Genomic DNA, 24,793 nt, shown 5'->3' on the forward strand with positions numbered 1-24,793 from the left:
TGAGTTTTAAATAACTGATCTATACTTTGCCTACCCGGGCGATAATGTCGAATACCACTTCTTGTTGCTGTGCATTTCCCCAGGCCTCACGCAGCTCCTGCTCTACCATGGCAACCGGGTTTTCAGAATGCTCCCGTTCGTAGTGCTTCACCGCCGACCAGGTATTCAGGTAACCAACAAGCTGCCCGAAAGTCCAGGTGGCGTTTATACTGAACTGAGGCACATCCAACTCCACAAAAGGAAAAGGAATGGTTCTGTAGTCTTCGTCGATGTAGCGCCGTTCCGGGTCCCAGTAGCTATTCAGAATCCCATCGTACAGTTTCATGATCACTTCGTCTATAGCTGGATTTATTCTGATCAGGCCATAGCCGATGAGGGCAACCACACCTTCCGGTCTTACAACACGCTTCACTTCCTGGTAAAACAACCCGAACTCAAACCAATGCACTGCCTGCGCCACCACAACCAGGTCTACAAATGCGGCTGGCAAAGACGTGTGCTCCGCAGGCTCTTCCAGGTAACGGATGTTAGGCGCCTGCACCGCGTTTTGCAGCTGCTGCTCACTGATGTCAGTTGCAACGACCTCTGCAAAGAACTTGGCCAGCATAACGGCTACCTGCCCGTTGCCTGTAGCGCAGTCCCAGGCCAGGTGATGCGCAGGAGCCAGAGACACCAGGTACGCAATCAGCTCATGCGGATACGTGGGCCTGTAGGTTGCGTAGTCAGCTGCGTGGCCGGAGAAGTTATCTTTCATGGTTTTTAAACAGACGTCAGTATCAGGATGTAAGACACAAGGTATTCATATAATAGCACATTATCCATACAGCAGTCGCTTTTGCAGGAAGGTGCGGAGCGCTTTGTCCAGCGGCTCGTCGGTTACAAAACGGTCATAGGCGATCTGGTGGTCGCGCATATCTTTTTCTGTTTCCTGCAGCCATTCCGCTTGTTTTTCCAGATAGGCTTTGCGCTGCTCTGCGGTGCTTACCTGCAGCGTTTGCCCTGTCTCCAGATCTTCGAAGGTAAGGGTGCCGCTATAGGAAAAATCCAGTTCGTTTCGGCTCATCAGGTGGCACAAGAGCAGTTCGTGCCGCTGTGCCCCCAGCTTGTAAAGCAGGTCCTTTATCTCGCTTTCGTGCTCATACAGATCTGTCAGGAAAACAGTCAGCTCTTTCTGCCGCCTGTCGGCAAACAGGTTCGCGGCTGTTTGTGCATCCGGGAATTTACCCTGCGGTTTTATTTCTGCCAGTTGGTGCCAGAAACGCTGCAGGTGCATATTATCGGAGCGCGGCGTCAGGTTGATAAGCTGGTTCTCGTGCATTACATACAAGCCCACGGCATCGCCCTGCGTGGTAGCCAGGTAGGCGAGTGAAGCCACTAAAAACCGAGCATAGTCTATTTTGCTGATGCCGTTCACATCCTCATGTGCCATTGAGGCGCTGCCATCCAGTATAAACCGCACCGTGATATTGGTGTCTACTTCGGCCTCACGGATGTAATAGCGGTCGGAGCGGGCAAACATTTTCCAGTCGAGCTGGCGCAGATCGTCGCCGGGTTGGTAGCTGCGGTACTGGCTGAACTCCAGCCCCGCTCCACGGCGCAAACTCTGGTTCTGCCCCGTCAGAAAGCCCTCCACTACCGTTCTGGCCAACAGTGGCAGGGCTTTTATGGTAGCCAGTACCCTCGGGTCGATGAATTTGTGGGTAGTCAAGTCTGGATCAGGATTAAACGTTAGCTATACTTTTTTACACCAGAACCTCCTTCGGTAACTGTATACTTTGCAGCAGCTCATCCACTACCCTGTCTGGCGTTACACCCTCTGCCTCGGCTGTAAAGTTAACCAGTATGCGGTGGCGCAGCACCGGGTAAGCCATGGTTCTGATGTCATCCAGAGTTACAGCAAAGCGGCCGTGCAGCAATGCCCGGGCTTTGGAGGTGAGTATAAGTGCTTGCCCTGCTCTGGGACCGGCTCCCCAGCGGCAGTATTTTCTGATAAATTCGAGGTCGGTGCTGTCGGGGCGGGTGGCGCGTACGAGCTGGTTCACGTAAGTTAGCAGTTCGTCGCTGATGCTGACCTCGCGCACCAGTTGCTGTAGCTGCAGCACTTCTTCGCCGCTTATGCTTGGCTGCACCTGTACCCGGCGTGTGCCGGTGGTGCTGGTAAGGATGTTCAGCTCTTCCTGCGCGGTGGGGTATTTTATTTTGATGTACAGCAGGAAGCGGTCTAGCTGCGCCTCGGGCAGTGGGTAGGTGCCAGCCTGCTCTATCGGGTTCTGCGTGGCCAGCAGGAAAAAGGGCTTGGGCAGGAAGTATGTTTTCCCGGCGTAGGTTACCTCATGCTCCTGCATGGCCTCCAGCAGCGCGGCCTGTGTTTTGGGGGGCGTACGGTTTATCTCGTCGGCCAGCACGATGTTGGAGAAGATCGGCCCTTCGTTAAACTTGAAAAACCGCTTCCCCGTGGCGTGGTCCTCCTCAAGTACCTCGGTTCCCAGAATATCGGTTGGCATCAGGTCGGGGGTGAACTGGATGCGACGGAAACCCAGGTCAACGGCACTAGCCAGGGTGCGCACAAGTAGTGTTTTAGCCAGTCCGGGCACGCCCTCCAGTAAGCCGTGGCCGCCGGCCAGCAAGGTGATTAGCACCTCGTCGAGCACTTCCTCCTGGCCTACAATTACTTTCTGTATCTCCTGCTTTAGCTGTGGTAGTTTGCCCAGCAGGTGGTGAATGTCTTGTTCAGTCATTTTATACATTGACTTATATAGCGTTGTAGTTGAGGTCTCTGTTTGTTCAACTTGAACTATTTCATAGCTCGCCTGTCCGGCGGGGACTTACTTTTCTCCTTGATGAGATAAACCACCCCGCCTTCGGCACCCCTCCTTGAAAAAAGGAGGGGAATGCAAAAAGTCAAGACGATTTTGTTTATCGGGGGCCCCTACCCCCACTCGCTGAACGCTCAAACAAAAAATCGTCATCAGCGCACATGGCAAAGGTTATACTTGCATAGCTATAGTAATTAGATATTTTACTATAGAACTTATACTTTAAAAATTTTTGCCATTGTTGGTGTTTTCACCAACAATCTATACTTCTGCAGCCAAAATGCTTGCTGGTGAAAACACGCAGCAAGGGCGGTTTAAATCCATAGATCAACTGCTAACTCGTCAGCGCATACATTATTATATTCACACCAAACTTCGTATTATCCTCGGCCAGCCAACGCTTGTTTCTAAAGTCGTAATCCCATTCGCAGCCGTAGTCTTTGTTGCTGTAGAGCACGGCTATACGGCCGTTCACTTCTATGGCTTTCAGGTAATCGTGCACCAGGTCGTCGCCCCAGCCGTTGAGCTCGAAACTAGTGGTAGGTGGACCCTCCTCAAACGTGAAGAAGCTGCGGTATAGCTTATGGTTGTTCGGGATATTCTTCAGCGCACCGGCTCCAAATATCTGCCGCATCTGCTCTTCAAAAGAACGTGCAAAAAGCCCGTCTATGTCGTGGTTGCAATCATCTACAAACACAAACCCGCCGTTTTTTACATATGTCTCGAAGTTCTGCCGCTCCTTCTGGTTAAACTGCACCAGCTTGTGCCCACTCAGGTAGCTGAAGGGGTATTTAAACAGCTCCGCGCTCTCTAACGACACTACCTTCTCCTGCTCGGTTACCGGCACCGTGGTGTACTGGATAAGCGAGTGCAGCAGGTTGCTCGGCATCCTGGGGTCCGTATCCCAGTTGCCGGAGCGGTATTGCAGGCGCACGAAAGTGAATGGTTGCACTTAATTAGTTAAGAGTTAAGAGTTATGAGTTTGGAGTTAAGCAGTAAAATGAATGCCGCACACAGCAAGCTGTATACGGCATTCAAAGTATAAATCAGCAGCTTTTATACCGCATCTGATAAACTCGTGAACGTGAAGTCGCGGATCTTCATGGGCGGAATCAGGCTGCCGCTGATGCGCTGCGGCTTGCCTAGCGCCTCCAGGTTATTGAGCATGATCACGGGGCTCTCGTTGAAACGGAAGTTCTTGACAGGGTACATGATCTTGCCGTTCTCGATGTAGAACGTTCCGTCGCGGGTCAGGCCGGTATAGAGCAGGGTTTGCGGATCTACGGCGCGGATGTACCACAGGCGCGTAACCAGTATGCCGCGCTTGGTGCTCTTGATCATTTCCTCCAGGCTCATGTTGCCTCCCTCCATGATCACGTTGCCCGGAGGCGGAATAGAAACAGCACCTTTGTTAGAGGCCCAGAAGCGGGTGTTGTAGAGGTTCTTCACCACACCGTTTTCGATCCAGGTAACTTTCTCCTGCGGACGCCCGTCGCCGGCGAAGGGCGCCGATGGCACTTCTAAGTTATTGGGGTCGGAGTATACGTTGATGCGCTCATCTACCAGTTTTTCGCCTACCTTTGTCTTTCCCCCGGCCTTGCTCAAGAAGCTGCGTCCTTCTTCGGCGGCACGCTGGTCCATGTTAAAGAACATGTTCTGCAGCAGGTCTATCGAGGCGGCGGGCTCCAGGATAACGGTGTACTTGCCAGGCTCCAGGGCTTTGGCATTACGGGAGTTGGCGGCTTTCTCGGCGGCTATCTGCGAGGCTTTGCCCGTGTCTAGTTTGCTGATGTCAGCGAAATCCTGGGTTACATAGCCGGAGCCGGTGCCATCTTCGGTACGCATGGTAACCGAGAAGTCCACTACTGTAGACGGATGGTAGCCGAACAGGCCCTTGTTGTTCATTTTGGCGGTGAAGTTGCTGTAATGCTCCAGAAAACCCGCGGCAGTAAGCCCTTTGGCCGTAGCGGCTGCAATGCTTCTGGCGGCGGCATCGGCGCGGTAAGCAGGGTCTACCTTGTTGGTGCTGTCAAAGAACGCTTTGGTGATGGTGTATTTCTGGGGGCCCAGAAAGGCTACGTACTCCGGACTCTCCGGGGCCAGTCGCGCCGTTTCCTCCGATCTCCGGATCACCTTCTCCAGCGACTTGTCGTCGAACTCGTTGATCGTGGCCACGCCTGAGCGCTTGCCAAACCGTGATTCCACCGACATCGACACGTTCTCTTCCGCCCCGCTGGTAGACACCTCATTGCGGGCGTAGCGGATGTTGCCGCCCTGGTTGCCGTTCAGCGTTATCTCGCACTCGTCGGCTTTGGAGTAGCTCAGGGCTTTTTTAAGTATGGCCTGTGCTTCTTCTTTACTTAATATTGCCATCTTTTGATAGTTAAGAGTTGGGAGTTTTGAGTTAAAAGTTATTTCGGAGAGGTCGGTTTGAAGCCATCTTCTCAACAGTTGTTTTAAGGTAAAGAGCTCTTTATCAGCACTCTTTAATATTAATTTTTAACTCTAAACTAAAAATCATTAGATTTTCCGGGCTGTGTTGATCACGTTTACCCCATTAAAGCGGGTGTGTGCCGAGCCATGCGATACCGCGCTTATCTGGCTTGGCTGCCCCTTTCCGTCGAAGAACGATCCGAACAGGCGGTAATCGCTCTCATCGCAGGAGCCAACGCAGGAGTTCCAGAATTCCTGGGTGTTGCTTTGGTACGCCACATCCTCCAGCGGTCCCACAATTTTCCCGTTCTTGATCTCGTGGAAGGTGGTGCCGCCAAACTGGAAGTTATAGCGCTGCTGGTCGATGGAGTAAGAGCCGCGGCCGGCAATGTAAATGCCTTTGTCCACGCCAGCAATTAGCTGGTCTACGTTCATTTTCTCTTTGCCCGGCGCCAGCGACACGTTAGGCATGCGCTGGAACTGCACTGAGCTCCAGCTGTCGGCGTAGCAGCAGCCATGCGACTCGTCTTCGCCGATGATGTGTGCCTGGTCGCGGATGGCCTCGTAGTTCACCAATACGCCGTTCTTGATCAGGTCCCATTTCTTCGTCTTCACGCCTTCGTCATCCCAGCCTACCAGGCCCAGCGAGCCTTTCTGCGTTTTATCAGCGAAGATGTTTACCTTATCGGAGCCATACTTAAAGTTCTTTGATCTCCATTTATCCAGTGTGGCGAAGGAAGTACCGGCGTAGTTGGCCTCGTAGCCCAGCACGCGGTCCAGCTCCAGGGGGTGGCCCACAGACTCGTGAATGGTAAGGCCCAGGTGGTTCGGGTCCAGCACCAGGTCATACTTGCCGGCTGCTACTGATTTAGCCGTTAGCTTTTCGCGGGCCTGCTGCGCGGCCAGCTTGGCATCCTCCAGCATGTCGTAGGCATAGCGGTAGCCCATCAGGCCGGTGCCCTCGGGGCCTTTTATTTTTTCAGCCGCCTTGGGGTTCATGTACTCGTAGCCCATGCCCATTGGGGCGCTCAGGGCCTCGCGGGTTTTAAACTTGCCAGAGGCCTTGTCCACCACGGTTACGGTAAAGTTTGGCCAGATGCGGTGAATGTCCTGGTCAATGTAGGAGCCCTCGGTAGAGGCAAAGTATTTCTGCTCGTTCACCTGAAACAGGGCTGAGTTCACAAAGCTGGCGCCGTTATCCATGGCGGCGGCATTGGCGGCCAGAAGCAAGTCGGCTTTTTCGCCCACAGGCACTTCAAAAGCGTTCTTCTCAATGGGCGTTTGCCAGCTTACCTCGCCAAAGCCCTTCACCGGGGCCAGCTGCACGGGTTCTTTCTGCAGCTTGGCGTTGGCTTTGGCAATGGCCACGGCTTCCCCGGCAGCTTTGGCAACCCCTCTGTCCGACACGTCGGAAGTGGCGGCAAAGCCCCAGGTGCCGTTCGCCAGCACGCGCACCCCCACACCAAACGACTCGGCGTTCACGATGTTCTGCACCTGTTTCTCTCGGGTAAAAATATACTGTTGCAGGTAGCGGCCAATGCGCACGTCGGCGTAATTGGCCCCTTTGGATTTGGCGGTGTTCAAGGCGACATCTGCGAGGCGCTTTTTCAAGGCCGCATCCACAGGCTCCAGTGCTCTTTCCGGGGATATGATATCGCCGAACACGGGTATGGATGGCAGCATCAAGCCACCGAATCCGAGCGCCGACAGTTCAAGGAAGTTTCGTCTTTTCAAAGTATGGTAAGGTTAGTTAAAATTTAACTGGTTTTGTTTGAGTAAATAATAATAGCCATTCTGTTTCTTAAATCAAAGCATCGCCACTGACTATAAGCTTAAAAGCGCTTTTTTATAGATGAACTAAAGCACTGGCGCTATCAAACTTAAAGTGACAAAACGCAAAAAGCGCAGCACCTGATGCAGGCGCTGCGCTTTTATTCTGGAATCTGTAGCAGACTAGGCTTCTTTTACCAGGCCCGAAAGGCCTTCTTCTTTTAGAAGCTCGTTAAAGGCCTCTGCCTCATGGCGGTTGTCAAAGTGGCCCGCTCTGATGCGGTGCACCTTTTTGCCCTTTACCTGATCTTCCGTTAATTCTATGGTCAGGTTCTTATCAAAAGCCTTCAATCTTTCGGTAAGTTGCTGCACGTTTTTGTAGTTGGTGTAAGCTCCTGTCTGGATAGTGAAGAAACCGGCGTGCTCTGAGTCGTTATCGCCGGGCAGGTCGAGTATCTCGATCTTCACGTTGCCGATGCCCTTGCTGCGGAAAGCAAGCTTGCGTGCTGCGGCTTCGGACACATCAATAATGCGGTCGCCTACAAAAGGGCCTCTGTCGTTGATGCGCACGATAACAGATTCGTCATTGTCGAGGTTGGTGACTTTCACCTTCGTGCCGAAGGGCAGTGTCTTGTGTGCGGCGGTCATGTCGTTTTTGTTATAGCGCTCGCCGCTGCTGGTCTTTCTGCCGTGGTATCTGCTGCCGTACCACGAGGCTTCTCCTTTTTGGATGTCTTGGTTCTGTGCGAAAATTGGTTGGTTAATGCCAATTAATAGAAGAATGATTACTGTTAAGAGGTAGCACTTTCTATTATTTATCATATCAAATTTAAGTTGATGAAGCCGCAAAGATACGGAATATTTTACAAACGAGCCCTTTTGCGGCATTATTGTGCCTGGGATGTGGGGGGATACAGGCTGGCGGGGAGAAATCGCTGTAAGTCAGATTTGATAAAAATAGCTGTTTTTAGAATGTTACGGACGATTTTAGCAGGCTGAGGGTATGGTATATGGCCTATAAAAAATAATTAAAAGTTTTTTGCAACGCAAGTCCTTTTATTACCTAGTTTATTTATTTTTCAGTAAATTTAATTCACCTCGGCCCTCGCACCAGGCGCCTCTTATGGACTTGGTTTAAGCTGTTTCGTATAGGGTTTAGACGCATAGCTCATGGATTTTGGAAAGCTACAAGATATAAGCCGCGTAGACTTTACGCTGCCGCCCGATCACCCCGACACGCTGCGGCTGTTGCGGCAGTCGGGCAGCTACCTGAAACCACAGGTGCACATTGGCCTGCCGGTGTGGGTGAACAAGGCCTGGGTTGGCAAATATTACCCCGCCAAAATGCCCGAGAAGGAGTCGCTTTTGTGGTATGGCAAGCAATTTGAAACCATTGAGCTAAACAGCACCCATTACCATATTCCGAGTCCTGACACGATTGACCGCTGGCGCAACGCGGTGCCAAAGGGTTTTAAGTTCTGCCCCAAGTTTCCGCAGCTCATCAGCCACGAGGCCGCCCTGCGCAGCACACGCGACCTGACAGCGGCGTTTTGCGAGGCCATTGCCGGACTGGAGGAGAAACTGGGAACGGCTTTCCTGCAGCTGCCGCCATACTTTGCGCCCCCTCAACTTCCCGACCTGGAAGCCTTTGTGCAGTTTGTGCCCGAAAGCATACCTTTTACGGTAGAGCTGCGCCACCCCGACTGGTTTGTGGATAATGTTGCCAGCCTGGCGCTTTTCGAGGTGCTGGAGAAGTATAAAGTTGGAACGGTGCTGACCGATGTGGCAGGCCGCCGCGACGTGCTGCACATGCGCCTGACCACGCCCTCTGCCATGATCCGCTTTGTAGGCAACGGCCTGCACCCCACTGATTATTCCCGCATTGATGAGTGGGTGGCGCGCCTGAAAGTATGGTTTGCTAACGGTTTGCGGCAGCTGTACTTTTTTGTGCATGAGCCCGACAACACGCTGGCTCCGGAGCTGGCTACTTACCTGATAGAGCAGTTGAACAACGTATGCGGCTTTGATTTGAAACCGCCCCAAAAGATTGTGCAGCCGGTGCAGGGGGAGTTGTTTTAAAACATCTTACCTGGGCAGGTTAACGAACGCCCAAATAAAAAAGCGGGCTAACCACCTGGGTTAGCCCGCTTTTGTTCGGTAGTAAGTATAAACTTTTGGGCTTATGCCTGTCAGTTAAAATCTAAACATCTACAGTTTAAACGTGTCGTCGCTTAGGTTTTTATTAACCTCAATATTCTGCACCTCCGCTTTGATCACCTGCGGGCCAACACTTGTTTCAACTACGTAAGGGAATTTCACGCCGCTTACTTCTTTGTAGTTGCTGTAGTTCTTGGTTTGTGTAATTACCCCCTGTGGCGACTGCAGGTTAGTTACCTCCTTGATTTTCAGGCCCGAATCTGTGGCGAAGTAGTGCGTTGCTTTCTGGCCGTTTGGCAGCGCAACCTCTACTGCATACGCATCTTTCCCGTCCACTTTCTCCATGCCTTTCAGCTCGGTTTTGATACCCAGCTTGTCGTACTGCAGCGAAGGGAACATGTTAGCATCCAGCTTCTGTCCGGCCAGTTCTTCGGCGGTCATGGCTTTGTTCACTCCCTGCATCGGGGCTTCCATTTTACCCTTGTCGCCGTTTATGATCACGCGCTGCATGGGGTTGTTGTTCATCAGCACCTGCACAGCAAACTTATCGTTGCCTTTCTGCTGGTGGATAAAGGTCAGGGGCATGCCCTGAATAGTGGCGTTGCTGGTAATGGTCACGTCCTTCAGCTTCTCGATGTTTGCCTTGCCGCCGATGGCCTTGATGTAATCCGCGATTACCTGGTTGGCGGTCAGGCCGGCGGGTAGGCTCATGGCCGCTCGCACGGCTTTCTCGCCGGTTGTGGTGTAGTAGCTGATGCTGTTGTCGTCTTTATCGAACTTCTGCAGCTTGTCGGCTATTTCGGAGGCGTTGCCTACGGCAATCACGTACATTTTGTCCGGGTTAATGTATTTCTGCGCCACGCGCTGCACATCCTCGGCCGTTACGGCCTCCACTTTTTTCAGGTAATTGGCGTAGTAATCTTCTGGCAGGCCATAACGTGCCGTGTTGATCGCGTACACGGCTACAGTGGCCGGGTTCTCCAGGCCACGTCCGTAACTACCCATCACGTAGGCTTTGGCATCGCGCAGCTCCTCGGCTGTTACACGCTCGTTGCGCATCTTGTTCAGTTCCGTCATAAACTCTACCACGGCGCTGTCGGTAACGGCATTGCGCACGTTGGCGGAGGCGTTAAAGCGGCCCAGTATCTCATCAGGGCTTACAGCAGAGTAAGCGCCATACGTATAGCCGTGCGTTTCGCGCAGGTTCTTAAACAGGCGCGAGTCCATGCCGCCGCCCAGTATGTTGTTCATCAGCGAGGCAGCCACCGCATCCTCCGCCCCTGGCTTCAGGTTGGCGGGGTTGGTAAGTATAAGCGAGCTTTGCACTGAGCTTGGCCTGTCCACGATCACTACCTGGGTTTGCTCCGGGGCTTTAGGCAAGGCAAAATCAATGTCCTTCACGTCGCCTTTCTCCCACTTGGCAAAAGCTTTTTTCAGGAGCTTCTTCATCTCCTTCGGGGTAACATCGCCTACCACAGCCAGGTAACCGATGTTTGGCTTAAAGTAGCTGTTGTAATAGCTCTGGATGTCCTGCAAGGTAATGTTATCCACAGTTTCCTCGGTCATCACCTCGCCGTACGGGTGGTCCTTGCCATACAGCGCCAGGTTGCGGGTGCGGCTGGCAATGGCGTCGGGGTTATCCTTAGACTGTGCCAGGTTGGCCTTCATCTGCTTCTTTACCTTGTCCAGCTCTTCCTGCGTGAACTTCGGGTGAAGCAGTGCATCCTGTGTCAGGTCTACCAGCGTTGGCAGGTGTTTCTTAAGCGACGAGGCATTGAAGCCACTAGCGGAAAAGCCCAGGTTGGCGCCTATAAAATCCACCTGCTCATCGAACTGGTCTTTGGTGCGGTTCTGCGTGCCGGTGCGCAGCATCTGGCCCGCCGCCTGTACGTATCCTGCTTTGTCGCCTTCCAGAATCGGGTCTCTGTCCAGCACAAGCGACATAGATACTACCGGAAGTTTGTGGTTTTCCACCACGTATACTTTCAGGCCGTTCTTCAGGGTGAAGTGCTCGTAATCGCCCAGCTCAATTTTAGGGGCTGGGCCCGGAGGTGGCGGGGTTTGCTTGGTTTGGGCAGGCGCAACCGAAACGAGTGCCAGTGCCAGGAATAGGGTACTATATAGTTTCTTTATCATGATTACTTTCTTTATAAAAGGACAGTATGAGCGATAAGCAAGGCGCTTCAGGTGTAAGAACTGACCGGAATCCGGTCCATGCTGTACCTGCGCCTGCTGGTGTCCGGGTTTTATTTAGGTTGTGCTGATTTAGGAAGGTAATGCAATACCACGCGGTTGTCTTTTGTTAAATACTCGTTCGCCACGCGCTTGATGTCCTCCTTGGTCACGCTCATGTAGCGCTGCAGCTCGGTGTTGATCAGGTTGGCGTCGCCGAAGTATACGGCATAGTTTGCCAGGCTCTCGGCACGACCTGCCACGGTGCTGTTTTGCTGCACAAAGCTGCTTTCGGTCTGGTTGCGCAGTTTCTGAAACTCACGGTCAGTTAAGGGCTCGGTTTTAACGCGTTCTATTTCAGCGTCAACGGCTTTCTCCAGTTCCCCTACTTCTACGCCCATGTTGGCGATGGCAAAGGTCAGGAACAGGCCCGGATCTTCGGTTGGGAAAGGAATAGAGCCTGCGGCTACGGCTTTCTGCTGTTTGTCTACCAATGCTTTGGTTAAACGCGCGCTTTCACCTCCTGACAGTAACGTAGTCAGCATCGAGAGGGCATAATAATCTTTGGTACCCTGCGCCGGGATGTGGTAAGCCTGGATAACGGCCGGGAGCTGAATGTTGTCGTACACTGTTTTGCGGCGCTCCTCTTTTTGCTTGGGCTCTACCACGTTCGGGCGCGGCACCTCTACGGTTCCTTTTGGAATGCCCGCAAAGTATTGCTCGATCAGCTTTTTGGTGTCGTTAATGTCAATGTCGCCGGCGATGGATAGCGTGGCATTGTTAGGCACATAGAAAGTCTTATAGAAATCGCGGAACTCGTTGATGCCCGCTGCATTCAGGTCTTTGAATGAACCGATCGGCATGGTTTTGTACGGGTGCTGCTCATAAGCCAGGGCAAACACATTCTCCCCCATCGACCCGTAAGGCTGGTTGTCTATGCGCTCGCGCTTCTCCTCCTGCACTACCTTGCGCTGTGTTTCCACGCCTGTCTCATCAATTTTGGCGTGCTTCATACGCTCTGCCTCCAGCCACAGGCCCAGAGCCACCTGGTTCGACGGCAACAGCTCGTAGTAATAGGTGCGGTCAAAAGAAGTGTTGGCGTTCAGGGCGCCGCCGGCCTTTTGTACCAGCGAGCTATACTCGCCACGGTCAATGTTCTGGGTGCCTTCAAACATCAGGTGCTCAAAAAAGTGCGCGAAACCCGAACGGCCCGCAACCTCATTCTTCGAGCCCACATGGTACAGCACCGACACGGCCACATTAGGGGTTGATTTATCCTGATGGAGAATTACATGCAGGCCATTCGGAAGGGTGTATTCCGTAAAATCGATCTTGTTGCCCTTGGTTTGTGCTACTGCCGCAAAGCTGGTAACACCGCATAAAAGGCTAACTAATAACTTGTGTTTCATTGGTATATTTTAGTTTGATATGCATTTTTGCCACCTGCTTTTTACGGCATGAGGACCTGTTAACAAGGTTAAAATTAATGCAATTCCAGGCTGGATACCAATTTAAGTAGCATCAACTCCCCCTGATTCGGCAGAACAGGTATGGATGCAGATGAACCCGGCGATTTTGTAGACGAATCAGCAGCAGGCCAGCCTTAATACATCCTGGGCAACTCAATGCCCTTTATTTTACGGTACAAGCCCAGGGCGGCCTGGTCGGTGAGGCTCGTCACAAAATCGGTGATGTGGAGGATGCGCTCGTAGTCCGTGGCTGTTTCGGGTAGGTGAATGTACTGTGGCGGAATTAGTGCCGCCAGCTTGCGGTGATGCTTGGATTCTGGTCTGAAAGCTGCCTTAATGCCTGCATCGAGCAGACCGCCCAATACCTCAAAGCCTGCTGCCTCAATTTCCAGCACCGGGCGGTTCTGGTAAATTAACCTGACAGAGAGGTCCCGGATCTGGTCAAGCACCGGTTTGCAGGGCAGTTCGTTGATCAGGGGCTTGTCGTAGGCGCCGTGCAGGATCTCTTGCTCGTGCTGCAGAAAAACAGCGGTGGTCTCCTCAATAAGCTTGTTGATAATGCGGGCACGCAGGTACCCGATCTCCTCGCGCCAGTCGTAAAACGTGAGGCTGGAGGTGCGGTCCGGGTTGTCGTTGAGTATCTGGCGGAGCAGGTGCATGCCTTCCTCTTGCGGCACCAGGCCCAGCTTCAGGCCGTCCTCAAAATCAATGATGCGGTAGCAGATGTCGTCAGCGGCCTCCACTAAAAAAGCCAGTGGGTGCCGGTGGTAGAACACAGCCCCGTACTCAGTTTTTTGGAGTAGCCCCAGCTCCTGCGCGATGTTCTGAAACCACTCCTTCTCCGTCTGAAAGAAGCCATACTTCTTCTCGCTGGTATTTTTGGTGCCCGACACTGTTGGCAGCGACTCCTTCGGGTATTTGGTAAAGGTAGCGAGAGTGGTGTAGGTCAGGCTCAGGCCGCCGGGCAGGTTGCAGTGGGTGGGGTAAGTATAGGTAAGCACACGGAAACCAGCCGCGTTGCCCTCGTAACGCTGCAGGTCGGCTTTTTCGGCTTCAGCCAGGTTCCTGAGGTATGGCTGGGCCTCGTCGCTCAGGAAGTAGGAGGAAATGGCGTCTTCGCCGGAGTGGCCGAAGGGTGGGTTGCCGATGTCGTGGGCCAGGCAGGCGGCAGCCACCATGTCTCCGAAATCTGCTTCCTGTATGTTCTTTTCCTGGGCCAGCTCGGGGTGGCGCTCTAAAATGCTTTTGCCCACAATACGGCCCAGCGAGCGGCCCACCACCGATGTTTCCAGGCTGTGGGTGAGGCGGGTATGCACAAAGTCGCTCTCAGGCATGGGCATTACCTGCGTCTTGTTCTGCAACCTCCTGAAAGCCGAGGAGAAAACGATGCGGTCGTAATCGCGCTGGAACTCACCACGCACCGACTCGTTGGAGGTATACTTGGTGGCTGTGGTTTCAAAGCGCTTCTTGGAGATCAGTTTGCCCCAGGTGGTAGGTTGCATGGCGTAGAAATAAGGTGTTGGCTACAAAGGTAGTGCTTTAGCTCATTATTACGCTGACCACTACTGTGCCCAATAAGAAAATGGTTGGTATGATGAGGTAGGCGAAACAAATTAGAATATATGCAAGCAGCACCTGTTTACCTTTATCAAATATAGTTTTACAAGGATAAAAGAACCAGCAAAAGACAGTGAGGTTAATTGAGAAGTAGAAAAATGCAGGCCGCGGCGGGTTGTAGATTATAGTACATGTTACAAATCGACTGGATTTGACAGCTTTAAAAACAGCCAGGGAGCGCCTATGCGGCCTTTAGGGTGAGCTATGTAAGCCATTTCAGGGGAAAAATTATGTTACAAAAGCATGTGAAAACATGTTGTTTTAACCCCATAGAAGCGTGAGTTTTGCAAGGCGCACTGTAACCTTATCCAGGCTACTAAAACTTACTTAAAGCCGAAACCCGGTTTTGGCTAAACTACCTTGATTTTTTTGTGCCAAAGGTATTGAATACGAAATGTTTAAGGTTGGCAAAAGGCAGGTGAATGATCCGCTAAGGGTCTATTTCATCTGCTTTTTTGCTTAATAGCCCCTTGCTGCGTTAGAGCCTGATAATTTTGAACTCACCGCTGTTATTTCGCTCCTGCCACTTCAGGATATAGACACCGGAAGCCAGGCCGCGTAACGGGATATCAATCGGGGTGTTCACATCGGATAGGTTAACGGTGTACTCCCTTACCAATTTTCCTGTGGTGTCGTAGAGGTTTAGTGTTAAAGTAGAACTGGCCGTAACCAGGTATAAAAGCCGGAGCGAGTGCCTGCTTGGAGCAATCGGGTTGGGGAACACACGCAACATGCGCAGCGAGGCAGGGTCTAGTACCCGCACACGAGGCGAGAAGCTAGTAGAGCCATCCACATACATTACCTTTAAGCGGTAATAACTGATGTCGGGAAGTGGTGCGGTGTCGGTGTAAGTGTAGTTAAGCGTGCCTGTGGTAGGGCCTTTCGAATTAACCGTGGTTACGTCCACCCAGTCTAAGCCGTTTTCACTGCGCTGTACCACATAGGCGACGACGGCCACTTCGGCCTTGGTTGTCCATTTAAGCACTACCTGCCCATTCTGAAAGGCGCCTTCAAACGTCAGGATCTCGGGAGCCAAGTTGCAATCTCCTTCCAGCTCCGGTATTATGGGCGATTTCTGACAGAAGTTTGGGCCAACGCTACGCGCCATCACAAAATTCCCGCCTCTTACATCAGCTTCGCTTAGGTCGCGCACCAGAATCTCAAACTCAACAGCATAATGCATAACGGCGCGTGGCAGGATCACGTGCCCCAACTGGTGGGCATGGCCCAGTTCATGGAGGGCCACGGTTTCAAAGTCGAACTGCCTGTTAACAGGTGGTCCAGGGCCATACTGCCAGTCTATGTTGCTGTTTATCTCCATGTCAAACTCTGATACCCAGAAAAGCGTGTCTGTGCTATTGCCACACCCTTCATAACGGCTGATGGTGCGTGCCAGCACTCCTTGCCCTGTTTCAGAGGCAGGTGCGAAGCGGATGATGTTTCTATCGTCCTCAACGGCTTTCTCAATAGTGGTAGGGGTGCCAATTTTCCAGTTGACCTGCGTGTTGCAGACCCAGCTGTTCACCGCCCTGCGGAAGCCTTCCTGCGCAGCGTTGCGGCTCTGCATGCTTGGGGCATACTGCATGGTGTACCCCCCCTGGTTATCGGTGCTAATGAGAATGGGTTTAAAAGCCCGGCCACTCAGGCCTACATTTGAGTAGGCGAATTCGATCGTTATCGTTTGTGAGGTAGTAACAGTGGTGCCATCGTTGGCAGTGATTTTAAGCTGGCCGGAGCCGGCGGTGCCATTGTCCACCCCGGTGGAGGGGATATACATCCGGATCTGTGTGTTGCTCCAGCTGATGTATTCTCTGGGTAGGGGGGTGATGAAAGTTTTGCCCCCATCGTCGGCGTTTTTGTATTCCACCTTGCCATTTCCGCGGGTGCTGCCAAAACCAGATCCGTTAATAGTGATAATGGTGCCGGTACCTGCGCTGGCAACGGTTGGCGAGAAGCTGGTGACAACAGGCACTGCAAGGGCGCTTTGCTCCTGCTTTAGGTTGGCACCGGGCTCCTGGCGCAGGCGATCATTAGCTGCTACGGTTGTAAAAGGCTGCCCAATAGTTGCCTTCAGGCGTTGGTATACTTCCTGCACGGAGGCGTAATCGTTAAAAACATCGGTTACAGAGCGGTTGCCTGCCAGGTGATAATCTATAAAGCCCTGCTGGCTGGCGTATGCCCGTGCCGTAAGGCCGGTGTTGCCCGGCGTGTTCTGAATAGGCTGGTTCCGTTCCAGAAAAAAGATGCCCTGTTCTCCTTTCTGTAAGGATAAGGCAGTAGAGAACACGTGTTTTTTTAGCCCGATGGCGCCTCCTTCGGTTATGAGTTCCACTTGCTGGCCTTTTACCTGCCCTTTAAATACTTTGTATACTTTCAGGATGTTGGAGGTGTAGATGTTCTCGTGCTGGCTGTCCCAGAAAGACTGCTGCGATACCACTTCCCCTTCTACAATAACATCGGCCTTGGCGGTACGCTCTTGCAGTGAAATCGGGAACAGGTGCTGCCTGTCGGCCGCGAATCCGCTTGCTGCAAGCAGGAGCAGGCAGGTGAGGAGGAGAACTTTTTTAAGGTACATGGGGGCAAGGGGTGCGAAGTATAGTTTTATCATGTGGTTTGTTGGTAATGCCGTTTTTCGGGTGCCGCAAATCTGGTTATGGGCAGCAGCGAGTTATACTTACGCAAAAGTACACAGTAAGGGATATACAGATTTTGCGATAAGCATTTTAATCAAACCAAATAAACAAAATAACCTGCTGAATTTATACATTTAGCAGGTTATTTACAGATAGGTGCAAATGGAGGATTAATCGTTGTTAAACTGAAAATTAAAGTTCCCCTTGCCCTCTATCTTCACATTCATCAGGTTTTTATACTTCTCATACAGCTCCTGCGACTGTTTTTCGCCATTCACATAAAAGCTATCCTCGGTAATCCGGATGTTGATCTTATCCGACTCCTTTTTTAACAAGCCGTCTTTTACCATTTCCTTTCTCAGGGTTTCCAGCCGCTTTTGATGTTCCAGGGCCATTCTTTCATGCTCCTTGGCCATCTCGGTGTGGCGCAGTGCCATCTCTTGGCTGTGCTGTGCCTGGTTTGCTGCCATGGCGGCATGGCGCTCTACCTGTTGCTGGAAGCGTTGCCTGTCCACAGTGACAACCTGGTGTTGCCTGGCTGCTTTTTGCTCATAGGCTTTCATCTTCTCGTCGTGCCGCTTTAGCTCCTTTTCATACTGCTTCATAGACTCCTTGTAGCGCTTCTGCTCTTTTTTGTCGTTTGAGAACGGCGCAAGTGGCGGCATGGGCGGCATCGGGGGCATGGGAGGCATTGTCGGGAAAGGCGCTACGGCTGTCATGGGCGGCATGGGTGGCATAGGCGGAACCTCCAGTGAGTCGCCAGGCGCGCTGTTAAAGCCGTAGCTGTAGGTTACGTTAACTTGCTGCCGGGTGGGAGCGTTGGCAGCGGCCCGCTGTGCAGCCTTTATCTCCCGCACTACTTCTGCCCTGGTTGCTTTGGGGGCTTTTTCTATGGCTTTCAAACGCTGGTCAACCAAGGCAGTATAGGCAGGGATGTCCTTATCCGGAATCCGCTTGCCGTTAACGTACAGCTCCGTCACCTTGCCTTTTTTGTTTTTGATGATCACCACATCGCGTTTTTGCCCGGTAGAGTCTTGTGCCGAAAGAACAAAGGCGGTTGTCTCCTCTTTGAGCGCGGGTATGGTAACGGGCACTATTTCATTGGCTGCATCCAAAACAAGGGCAGGTTTAACCTGTTCCGGCACGGGTGAGGCAATCAACAAGGCTTCTACTTTACCAGGCATCCCTGCATCTGTTTTAAAGCTGGCCAGCGCCCCGACAGAGAACACAAACAAGCCAGCCACTAACACCAGACCCGCCGCGAAGCCCTCCGAGAAAGTAGGCCTGAACGCGGGCTGCCCCACAAGCCGTTTGATACGGCTCATCAGCGATCCGCGCCCACCCGTCAGGGCCAAGGCGAAAACAGGGGACGCCGGGAGCCGCATGGCCTCCAGCTGGGCCAGGGCTCGGGCGTAGGTCAACTGGTTGCCGCAAACCGAAACGGCAATATCGTCGCAGCAGTTCTCCCGCTCAGCTCGCACCAGGCCGGATATCCACCACATAGCCGGATGGTAGAAAAAGAGAATATCTATTCCGGTCTGGATGATATTGAACAAGTAATCGCGGCGCAGGATATGGGCGAGCTCATGCGCCAGAATAGCCTCTACCTGCACCTGCGAAAGCCCGCTTACAGCACCCAGCGGCAGCAGTATAACGGGTGTAACGTAGCCGATAGCCACAGGCACCTTCACCAGCCCCGACTCTACCAAACGCACTGCTTTAGACATGCCCAGTTTCTGGCGAAGCTGCGAAAGCGTTTGCTGCCATTTGCCTGAGAGTGGCGTGGTTTTATAATGGCGCAGACGCTGGGTATAGGCCAGGCCTCCCAAAAAGCGGATGGTCATGAACGCAAGGCCCAACAGCCAAAGGGTAACTAAAAGTGGCAAATGCTTTTCAAAATAAACCTGCGTTACTGCCACAGGTGCCTCCCAAAACGAAAAAGTACTTGCCTGGGCCATAGGGCTTGCTTGCGGTAAAACCGCCACTACGTTAGAGGCCGGTTGCTCTTTTGCTGAGAATTGGGCATAGTAATGATCGAAGGTAACGGCTGAGAGCAGTACTTGTGCCAGTAAGGCGCTGGCCGCTACGGTAAACCGAACGATGGATGTGTGGCGGTGCAGGAGCACCATGAGCAGGCCAAGTGCCAGGGCCAGCAGAGCCCCTTGCCACAAAGAGTGTAGCAGGGTCCAGCCCAGGGCTTGCACTACGTTTTCCGAGATCATATTCAGGGCTTGGTTCATTTGGTGCCTCCTTCCAGTTTATCTAATAAGTTTCTGATCTCATCCAGTTCCTCCCTGGATGTGTTGCTGTTACCCAAGGCTTGCATCACCAGTTTGCTGGCCGAGCCCCGGAAGGCTGCATCCAGAAAACGACCCAGCAACTGCTGCTGCGTCTGTTCCTCGCCGAGCAGCGGGCGAAAAATATGGGAACGGCTGGTTTTGTCTACTGCCAGCATGTCCTTTTCGGCCATTATCTGCATGAGCTTAAGCGTGGTGGTATAGCCGGTTTCTTTGGCTTTGCTCATTTCCTCGTGCACAAAGCGCACTGTGTTCGGGCCGTGTTGCCAAAGTACCTGCAGTATCTCAAGCTCAGATTCGGTTGGTTTTAGTATTTTCTCCATAGGTGTAAGAAATAGATGGTTAGCATGAAAGCTGTGTTGCATTACAAGTATATACGAATAGTTTCGTAAAAGGAAATTTTATTTACGATTTATTTCGTATGTCAAAGGGGTAGCCAAATTATCCGGGGTAAAACAGCCGCCAGGAGGGGCATGGCCGCGGGAAGTTAGCAAGTATAAAGTATCGAGCAGCGCCTGTACAATGCAAGTGGGGGGTTAATGCATCGTCGCCGATTTTATCAGGATGAACTCATTGATATTATCTGTGTTGATGACGCCGGCCAAGCGGCCATTTTCCAGTACAGGCAACAAAGGAGCGCGTGTTTTCTGGAGTTCGGTATAAGCCTCCGAGAGCTTATCCTGCACATTAAACGTTTTAAATTCCTGCGACATTACATCCAAAACGGGGGTTGCCATTTGTTCCTCTTTAATTGCCTGTATGAGTTGCGAGCGGGTAAGCGTGCCTACTACATGCCCGTCCAGCTCTACGATAAACTCGTGTTCGGAACCCATCAGCAATTTGTCCAGCGCGTCGCGCACCGTGTCGGTGGGTGCCAGGGTAACGAAGTTCGTCATCATGCCTTCGCGCACGCTGTGGCCACGCAAAAAATCCAGGTGCTGCACCATCATGTTTTCGGCATAGGCCCCAAAAAACACAAAGGCCCCGATCAGGATCAGGAAGGGGTTATAGAAAAACCCGACGAAGATGAAAAGAATAGCCAGCAGCTGGCCCAGGTTTGCAGCTATCTGCGTAGCGCGCACGCGCCCCAGTTTAAAGGCAAGCAGGGCCCGCAGCACCCGTCCGCCATCCATCGGGAAAGCCGGAATGGCATTAAACACCACCAGCACCACATTTACAAATAGCAGCAGGTAGAAAAAGTTGGCCGGCGTGATGCGCAGGAAAAAGTCTTCGGTGGGGGCGCTTGGCAGGGCCGGAAGCACCAGCCAGAGCAGCAGCGCAATCACCACGTTCACAGCCGGCCCGGCCACCGCAATCAGGAGTTCCTGTTTCGGGTTCTCAGGCATTCGCTCCAGGCTCGCAACTCCCCCAATGGGCAGCAGGGTGATCATCTTCGTCTGGATGCCATATTGCCTTGCCGTTAGCGCATGGCCGAGCTCGTGGAGCACTACGCACAGGAAAACGGCAAGTATAAACCCAATGGCCAATAAAGTAGCAGTCAGGTCGCTGCCGCGCTGTGCCTCGGAAAAGGCTATCCAACCCAGTAAAAGCGCAAACGTCCAGTGCACCAGTATCTTGATGCCGGCAATTTTGCCAAGGTTTAAAGACCACTTCATAATAAAGGAGCTTATGCTTCCATAAACGCTTGCGCGACAGGTTTGTTCGCAGGTGCCGCCACTACTCAGTCTCCCTGCTTGCCTGCTTCCTGATCCGGGTCAGCCAGGGCATGCAGCCTGAACCAGCGGTAACCGTAGGGGCCAACTTCCACCTCTCCCTGCTTAGGCGCTTTGTAAGCAGCGTTGCTGAAAATTTCCACGCTGTAGAGGCCCTCCTTTTGGAGTAGATCCTCGATCATTACCTGGCATGTTTCGCTGCTCAGGTTGTGCACTGCCACCAGTTTATACCGCAGCTGGCAACTGTGCGCGAAAATGCGGCTGTCGTCAGTGGAGATCAGCTTGCAGTTGCCGTCTCCGAGCTCGGGGCACTGCCTGCGCACGCGTATCACCCGCTCCATCCAGTTAAGCAGCGAGTCGGTTTGATGTTGCTGTTGCACCACGTTCACTTTTTTATAGGAATAAGCTCCCTCGTTTATCACGGGCCGGATAAGGTCTTCCTGCGCCGACCTGGAGAAGCCGGCGTTCGGTTCATCGGTCCATTGCATGGGGGTGCGCACGCTGTTCCTTTCGGGCAGCGAGAGGTCGTCGCCCATGCCGATCTCTGCGCCGTACTGGATCATGGGTGTGCCGGGCAGGCTGAACAACAGGCTGTAGGCTAACTCTATTCGTGAGCGGTTCCCTTTCAGGATAGGGGCCAGCCGGCGCCTGATGCCACGGCCGTATACTTTCATGTCCTCTTTGGGGGCAAACTGCTTAAACACGATCTCCTGCTCGTCCTGCTCCAGGTCCTCCACGTTCAGTTCATCGTGGTGGCGCAGAAAATTAAGCCACTGCGACGTGTCGCCTTTCTCAGGCAGCATTTTCATGCCCTTGGCGATAGAGCTGCCCATGCCGCGGGCCAGGCCCAGGAAAATGTGCTGGTTGAGCAGGAAATTGAACATCATGTGCATGCGCTCCTTGCCCTTGAAAAAACTCCCGACCACATGGGGCGGACCAGAGGCCTCAGCCAGCAGGATGGCATCCTGGCTGTGGGTGGAGATGTAGTCGCGCATGTCTTCTATCAGACTGTAAAACTCATCGTTGTCTTTCTCCTGGTCGCTTTGCACCAGAATATGGGCGGCGTCAATCCGGAAACCCGACACGCCCAGCGCCAGCCAGAAGCCCATGATGTGGTGGATTTCTCTGCGCACCTCCGGGTTCTGGAAATTCAGGTCGGGCTGGTGGGCGTAAAACCGGTGCAAAAAGTAGGCCTCCGCCTCTTCGTCGTAACTCCAGATGCTTTCCTGGTGGCCGGCAAAGGCCGGTTTGTAGGCGGGGTTCTCGGGTTGTTCTTTGCTCCAGGTATAGTAATCATGGTATTTGGAGTTCTTGTCGCGGCGGGCCTCCTGGAACCAGGGGTGCTGGTCTGAAGTATGGTTCACCACTAAATCTACCAACACCCGCATGCCCCGCTCCCCGGCTTCCTTTACAAAACTGGCAAAATCGCCGAGGGTGCCCAGGCGCTTGTCCACGTTGTAGTAATCCATTACATCGTAGCCGTTGTCGCGGTTGGGCGTGGGGTAAAAAGGGAGCAGCCAGATACAGGTGATGCCCAAAGTGGCCAGGTAGTCGAGGCGGCCCGTAAGCCCCTGAAAATCACCGATGCCATCTCCGTTCGAATCCTGGAATGTCTCCACGTCCAGGGCGTAGATAACGGCTCTTTTGTACCATAGGTCTCTTTCTCTCATAGGGGCGTTTGGTTTAGGGGTATGTGCATTACCTACGGCTATACTTTGCAGGATGGTTGCAAATGGCATCAGGCAGTTGCTTATATTTACTTTTTGAGAGACGTACGAGATGAATTTAAAAGACAGGTTTTTTGAGAAGGAGCTCCAGTTCCAGGCTTCCAGAAGCGGGGGCGCCGGCGGGCAGCATGTGAATAAGGTGGCCACCAAGGTAGAGCTGAAGTTTCAGGTGCGGGACTCTGAGTTGCTTTCGGCCTATGAAAAGGAGCTGGTGCTGGCAAAGTTAGCGAACCGCATTAACAACGAGGGGTTTCTGCAGGTGGTTTGCCAGACCGAGCGGACACAGCTCAGGAACAAGGAACTGTGCGTGGCCCGGTTTTACGCCCTGTTGCAGCAGGCCCTGACAAGGCAGAAGAAGCGCGCCGCCACCAAGCCCTCCAGAGCCTCAGTAAAGCGCAGGCTGGAAGGGAAGAAAAAACAGGCGCAGAAAAAAGCGAACCGGGGGTTTCGGGACGATCAGTGATACACTTTATGCCCGGGCAGGCCGTTGTATAGCCAGGCTGGCCATTCGGCAAGCATTCATTTTTACCAGAAAGATCAAAGCACCTTTATATGATGAAGTATTTCCTCACGATTTGTGTGCTGTGCGCGGCTGTTACCTTAGGGCATGCACAGAAGTATAGAACCGCGGCCGGTGTCCGGATAGAGAGTGATAAGTTTGGGGTAACGCTGCAACAAAAGCTGTATGAGCAAGCTACCCTGGAGGGCATCGTGGCCATTGGCGCCCGCGAATACAGCGGCACAGCCTTGTACGAGTGGCATTTTCCGATACTGGGCAAGCGTTTTAACTATTACCTGGGTGCCGGCGGCCACATCGGCAACCTGAAAGATAAGGGGGTTTTTACGGGCGTAGATGCCATGTTGGGCATAGAGTACAAGGTAAACGGCCTGCCTTTCCTGCTTTCCGCCGATATTAAGCCAGCGGTGCACATCAACCACGAAGACTGGATAAACCTTTCTTCAGGCATATCGGTGCGGTACGTTATCCTACCCGAGAAAAAAGAGAAGAAAAGTTGGTGGCCTTTTGGCAACAAGGAGCAGGATACCAGAAAACGCAAGAAGAAGGACGACAAGGGAGGCCTGCTGGATATCTTTAAAAAGCAGAACGACTAAGCAACTGACGCCGCGCAGCGGCACCAGCTAAAAAGATGAAGCCCGGTGGGGGCCGGGCTTCAATAAGGAGAAAAAGCACTGTTTAGCAAAGCCTGTTTGTCTAACCTGTTTTCTGTTTAAGTTTGTTTATGCTCATCTGCTGTGGCTGGGTAACCACGGCAACGTTTTGCGCTTCACAACTCTAAAAAACTTTACTATACAGCTCAAGTTGGTATTTGGGTTTCTGCTCTTTTTCCTATTCTTTGGTTTACAGTCCGTTTAAAAAGGAGGCGCCTGGCAAAATGCCTGAGCATCATCGCTTTATATGCTGCATTATTCGTGCATGGCTGTAAAAATAGAGCAGAAAAACTATAAAATAAACATCTTTTAAGGCCTTTTTGTAACATGGGTTTTGCTGCCCTACCCACTAAAGGAACGGTGCAAAAGTAACGTAGTAGCCTGATTCTGCACTATTATTCCGTTGAAACCAGGACTGTTTGTAACATGAGGGGTTGAGAAATTTGGTGAATGACTTCTGATAAAGAAAAATTTGATTGCGCTGCCCAGGCTACAAAAGGGGTGAAGCCTGGGTTTACACTACAGGGTGTGTTGGGAGGGAGGTTGTGGATGCCAGTAGTTGCCGGCGCTTTGCCAACAAGTCTTTTGCGTCGAAGGTGTGCTTGCATACCAGGCAGAAGCCAAGCAGTACAAAGCATAAATGAGCTAAGATTTTCATAGTTGTATCCGGAGCAATGGTGCGCTTACTTACTAGCTGCGAACAGCTACGATCTCAACTTCCGGAAGTAAGTTAGGGTACGACTGATAGGCCTTGATCTCAGATCTGGAGCTAACCTCCTTCATGTCGTCAGAGGATTTCTTAACAGTGGCACCGAAGCCGATTACGATAGCGATTAAAAGAATGATGAGCTTCATAGTT

General features: G+C 52.5%; 20 protein-coding genes. 3 read left to right on the forward strand and 17 right to left on the reverse strand.

The features are described 5' to 3' along the window. Nucleotides 1–19 precede the first annotated feature (19 nt). From AC4BAN_RS07005 to AC4BAN_RS07035, 7 genes are all read right to left on the reverse strand, one after another. A complete protein-coding gene (locus tag AC4BAN_RS07005; protein WP_490563674.1) occupies nucleotides 20–754 on the reverse strand; it encodes a class I SAM-dependent methyltransferase in 735 nt (244 codons plus the stop codon). Between the two features lie 60 nt (nucleotides 755–814). After that, complete coding sequence (locus AC4BAN_RS07010) at nucleotides 815–1,708, reverse strand: DUF58 domain-containing protein (protein ID WP_490563675.1); 894 nt, start codon at nucleotides 1,706–1,708, stop codon at nucleotides 815–817. Nucleotides 1,709–1,742: 34 nt separating this feature from the next. Then, nucleotides 1,743–2,738: an AAA family ATPase gene (locus AC4BAN_RS07015; protein ID WP_490563676.1), complete on the reverse strand. Its 996-nt coding sequence runs from the start codon at nucleotides 2,736–2,738 to the stop codon at nucleotides 1,743–1,745. Between the two features lie 412 nt (nucleotides 2,739–3,150). Then, the gene (locus AC4BAN_RS07020; protein ID WP_490563677.1) at nucleotides 3,151–3,768 is read right to left on the reverse strand and encodes a DUF4159 domain-containing protein; all 618 of its coding nucleotides are present in this window, start codon (nucleotides 3,766–3,768) and stop codon (nucleotides 3,151–3,153) included. A 104-nt stretch (nucleotides 3,769–3,872) separates the two neighbouring features. Beyond that, the gene (locus AC4BAN_RS07025; RefSeq protein ID WP_490563678.1) at nucleotides 3,873–5,189 is read right to left on the reverse strand and encodes a TldD/PmbA family protein; all 1,317 of its coding nucleotides are present in this window, start codon (nucleotides 5,187–5,189) and stop codon (nucleotides 3,873–3,875) included. A gap of 147 nt (nucleotides 5,190–5,336) precedes the next feature. Continuing rightward, a complete protein-coding gene (locus AC4BAN_RS07030; protein ID WP_490563679.1) occupies nucleotides 5,337–6,983 on the reverse strand; it encodes a TldD/PmbA family protein in 1,647 nt (548 codons plus the stop codon). A 219-nt stretch (nucleotides 6,984–7,202) separates the two neighbouring features. After that, nucleotides 7,203–7,841, reverse strand: coding sequence for a septal ring lytic transglycosylase RlpA family protein (locus AC4BAN_RS07035; RefSeq protein ID WP_490563680.1), 639 nt, complete (start codon nucleotides 7,839–7,841; stop codon nucleotides 7,203–7,205). A 348-nt stretch (nucleotides 7,842–8,189) separates the two neighbouring features. Between AC4BAN_RS07035 and AC4BAN_RS07040 the strand changes: the two genes are divergently transcribed. Next, complete coding sequence (locus AC4BAN_RS07040) at nucleotides 8,190–9,098, forward strand: DUF72 domain-containing protein (protein WP_490563681.1); 909 nt, start codon at nucleotides 8,190–8,192, stop codon at nucleotides 9,096–9,098. Nucleotides 9,099–9,227: 129 nt separating this feature from the next. Here the strand turns inward: AC4BAN_RS07040 and AC4BAN_RS07045 are convergent, their stop codons facing one another. The 8 genes from AC4BAN_RS07045 to AC4BAN_RS07080 form a co-directional block, all read right to left on the reverse strand. After that, on the reverse strand, nucleotides 9,228–11,312 hold the full coding sequence (locus AC4BAN_RS07045; protein ID WP_490563682.1) for a M16 family metallopeptidase: 2,085 nt from the start codon (nucleotides 11,310–11,312) through the stop codon (nucleotides 9,228–9,230). Nucleotides 11,313–11,422: 110 nt separating this feature from the next. Beyond that, on the reverse strand, nucleotides 11,423–12,757 hold the full coding sequence (locus AC4BAN_RS07050; RefSeq protein WP_490563683.1) for a M16 family metallopeptidase: 1,335 nt from the start codon (nucleotides 12,755–12,757) through the stop codon (nucleotides 11,423–11,425). A gap of 194 nt (nucleotides 12,758–12,951) precedes the next feature. Continuing rightward, nucleotides 12,952–14,319, reverse strand: a complete 1,368-nt coding sequence (gene dgt / locus AC4BAN_RS07055; RefSeq protein ID WP_490563684.1) for a dGTP triphosphohydrolase — start codon at nucleotides 14,317–14,319, stop codon at nucleotides 12,952–12,954. 593 nt (nucleotides 14,320–14,912) lie between these two features. Further along, entirely contained in the window at nucleotides 14,913–17,042 is a 2,130-nt protein-coding gene (locus tag AC4BAN_RS07060) for an IPT/TIG domain-containing protein (RefSeq protein WP_490563685.1), read from the reverse strand. Between the two features lie 195 nt (nucleotides 17,043–17,237). Beyond that, complete coding sequence (locus tag AC4BAN_RS07065) at nucleotides 17,238–19,307, reverse strand: M56 family metallopeptidase (protein ID WP_490563686.1); 2,070 nt, start codon at nucleotides 19,305–19,307, stop codon at nucleotides 17,238–17,240. Further along, nucleotides 19,304–19,687: a BlaI/MecI/CopY family transcriptional regulator gene (locus tag AC4BAN_RS07070; protein ID WP_490563687.1), complete on the reverse strand. Its 384-nt coding sequence runs from the start codon at nucleotides 19,685–19,687 to the stop codon at nucleotides 19,304–19,306. Before AC4BAN_RS07070 ends, AC4BAN_RS07065 begins: the two co-directional genes overlap by 4 nt. Before the next feature lie 213 nt (nucleotides 19,688–19,900). Beyond that, nucleotides 19,901–20,980: a site-2 protease family protein gene (locus AC4BAN_RS07075; protein ID WP_490563688.1), complete on the reverse strand. Its 1,080-nt coding sequence runs from the start codon at nucleotides 20,978–20,980 to the stop codon at nucleotides 19,901–19,903. A gap of 65 nt (nucleotides 20,981–21,045) precedes the next feature. Continuing rightward, complete coding sequence (locus AC4BAN_RS07080; protein WP_490563689.1) at nucleotides 21,046–22,707, reverse strand: alpha-amylase family protein; 1,662 nt, start codon at nucleotides 22,705–22,707, stop codon at nucleotides 21,046–21,048. A gap of 109 nt (nucleotides 22,708–22,816) precedes the next feature. On the opposite strand from AC4BAN_RS07080, the gene arfB reads away from it, so the two are divergent. Together arfB and AC4BAN_RS07090 are read left to right on the forward strand one after the other, a co-directional pair. After that, a complete protein-coding gene (arfB, locus tag AC4BAN_RS07085; RefSeq protein ID WP_490563690.1) occupies nucleotides 22,817–23,227 on the forward strand; it encodes an alternative ribosome rescue aminoacyl-tRNA hydrolase ArfB in 411 nt (136 codons plus the stop codon). A gap of 89 nt (nucleotides 23,228–23,316) precedes the next feature. Next, a complete protein-coding gene (locus tag AC4BAN_RS07090; protein ID WP_490563691.1) occupies nucleotides 23,317–23,877 on the forward strand; it encodes a hypothetical protein in 561 nt (186 codons plus the stop codon). A gap of 571 nt (nucleotides 23,878–24,448) precedes the next feature. On the opposite strand, the gene AC4BAN_RS07095 is transcribed toward AC4BAN_RS07090, so the two are convergent. Together AC4BAN_RS07095 and AC4BAN_RS07100 are read right to left on the reverse strand one after the other, a co-directional pair. Further along, nucleotides 24,449–24,592 carry a hypothetical protein gene (locus tag AC4BAN_RS07095; RefSeq protein WP_490563692.1) on the reverse strand — a complete coding sequence of 48 codons (144 nt, stop codon included), beginning with the start codon at nucleotides 24,590–24,592 and terminating at the stop codon, nucleotides 24,449–24,451. Between the two features lie 32 nt (nucleotides 24,593–24,624). Next, nucleotides 24,625–24,789 (reverse strand): hypothetical protein, encoded by a 165-nt coding sequence (locus AC4BAN_RS07100; protein ID WP_490563693.1) that lies wholly within the window; start codon nucleotides 24,787–24,789, stop codon nucleotides 24,625–24,627. Nucleotides 24,790–24,793: the final 4 nt, after the last annotated feature.

The organism is Pontibacter sp. GD13 (assembly GCF_058216355.1).

What these genes read in the sequence shown, in the direction of transcription:
- AC4BAN_RS07080 (WP_490563689.1), bottom strand. Translation starts at nt 22,707, where the DNA reads ATGAGAGAAAGAGACCTATGGTACAAAAGAGCCGTTATCTACGCCCTG.
- AC4BAN_RS07100 (WP_490563693.1), bottom strand. Translation starts at nt 24,789, where the DNA reads ATGAAGCTCATCATTCTTTTAATCGCTATCGTAATCGGCTTCGGTGCC.
- AC4BAN_RS07015 (WP_490563676.1), bottom strand. Translation starts at nt 2,738, where the DNA reads ATGACTGAACAAGACATTCACCACCTGCTGGGCAAACTACCACAGCTA.
- AC4BAN_RS07025 (WP_490563678.1), bottom strand. Translation starts at nt 5,189, where the DNA reads ATGGCAATATTAAGTAAAGAAGAAGCACAGGCCATACTTAAAAAAGCC.
- AC4BAN_RS07060 (WP_490563685.1), bottom strand. Translation starts at nt 17,042, where the DNA reads ATGATAAAACTATACTTCGCACCCCTTGCCCCCATGTACCTTAAAAAA.
- AC4BAN_RS07040 (WP_490563681.1), top strand. Translation starts at nt 8,190, where the DNA reads ATGGATTTTGGAAAGCTACAAGATATAAGCCGCGTAGACTTTACGCTG.
- AC4BAN_RS07005 (WP_490563674.1), bottom strand. Translation starts at nt 754, where the DNA reads ATGAAAGATAACTTCTCCGGCCACGCAGCTGACTACGCAACCTACAGG.
- AC4BAN_RS07095 (WP_490563692.1), bottom strand. Translation starts at nt 24,592, where the DNA reads ATGAAAATCTTAGCTCATTTATGCTTTGTACTGCTTGGCTTCTGCCTG.
- AC4BAN_RS07075 (WP_490563688.1), bottom strand. Translation starts at nt 20,980, where the DNA reads ATGAAGTGGTCTTTAAACCTTGGCAAAATTGCCGGCATCAAGATACTG.
- AC4BAN_RS07035 (WP_490563680.1), bottom strand. Translation starts at nt 7,841, where the DNA reads ATGATAAATAATAGAAAGTGCTACCTCTTAACAGTAATCATTCTTCTA.
- AC4BAN_RS07065 (WP_490563686.1), bottom strand. Translation starts at nt 19,307, where the DNA reads ATGAACCAAGCCCTGAATATGATCTCGGAAAACGTAGTGCAAGCCCTG.
- AC4BAN_RS07070 (WP_490563687.1), bottom strand. Translation starts at nt 19,687, where the DNA reads ATGGAGAAAATACTAAAACCAACCGAATCTGAGCTTGAGATACTGCAG.
- AC4BAN_RS07050 (WP_490563683.1), bottom strand. Translation starts at nt 12,757, where the DNA reads ATGAAACACAAGTTATTAGTTAGCCTTTTATGCGGTGTTACCAGCTTT.
- AC4BAN_RS07090 (WP_490563691.1), top strand. Translation starts at nt 23,317, where the DNA reads ATGATGAAGTATTTCCTCACGATTTGTGTGCTGTGCGCGGCTGTTACC.
- AC4BAN_RS07045 (WP_490563682.1), bottom strand. Translation starts at nt 11,312, where the DNA reads ATGATAAAGAAACTATATAGTACCCTATTCCTGGCACTGGCACTCGTT.
- arfB (WP_490563690.1), top strand. Translation starts at nt 22,817, where the DNA reads ATGAATTTAAAAGACAGGTTTTTTGAGAAGGAGCTCCAGTTCCAGGCT.
- dgt (WP_490563684.1), bottom strand. Translation starts at nt 14,319, where the DNA reads ATGCAACCTACCACCTGGGGCAAACTGATCTCCAAGAAGCGCTTTGAA.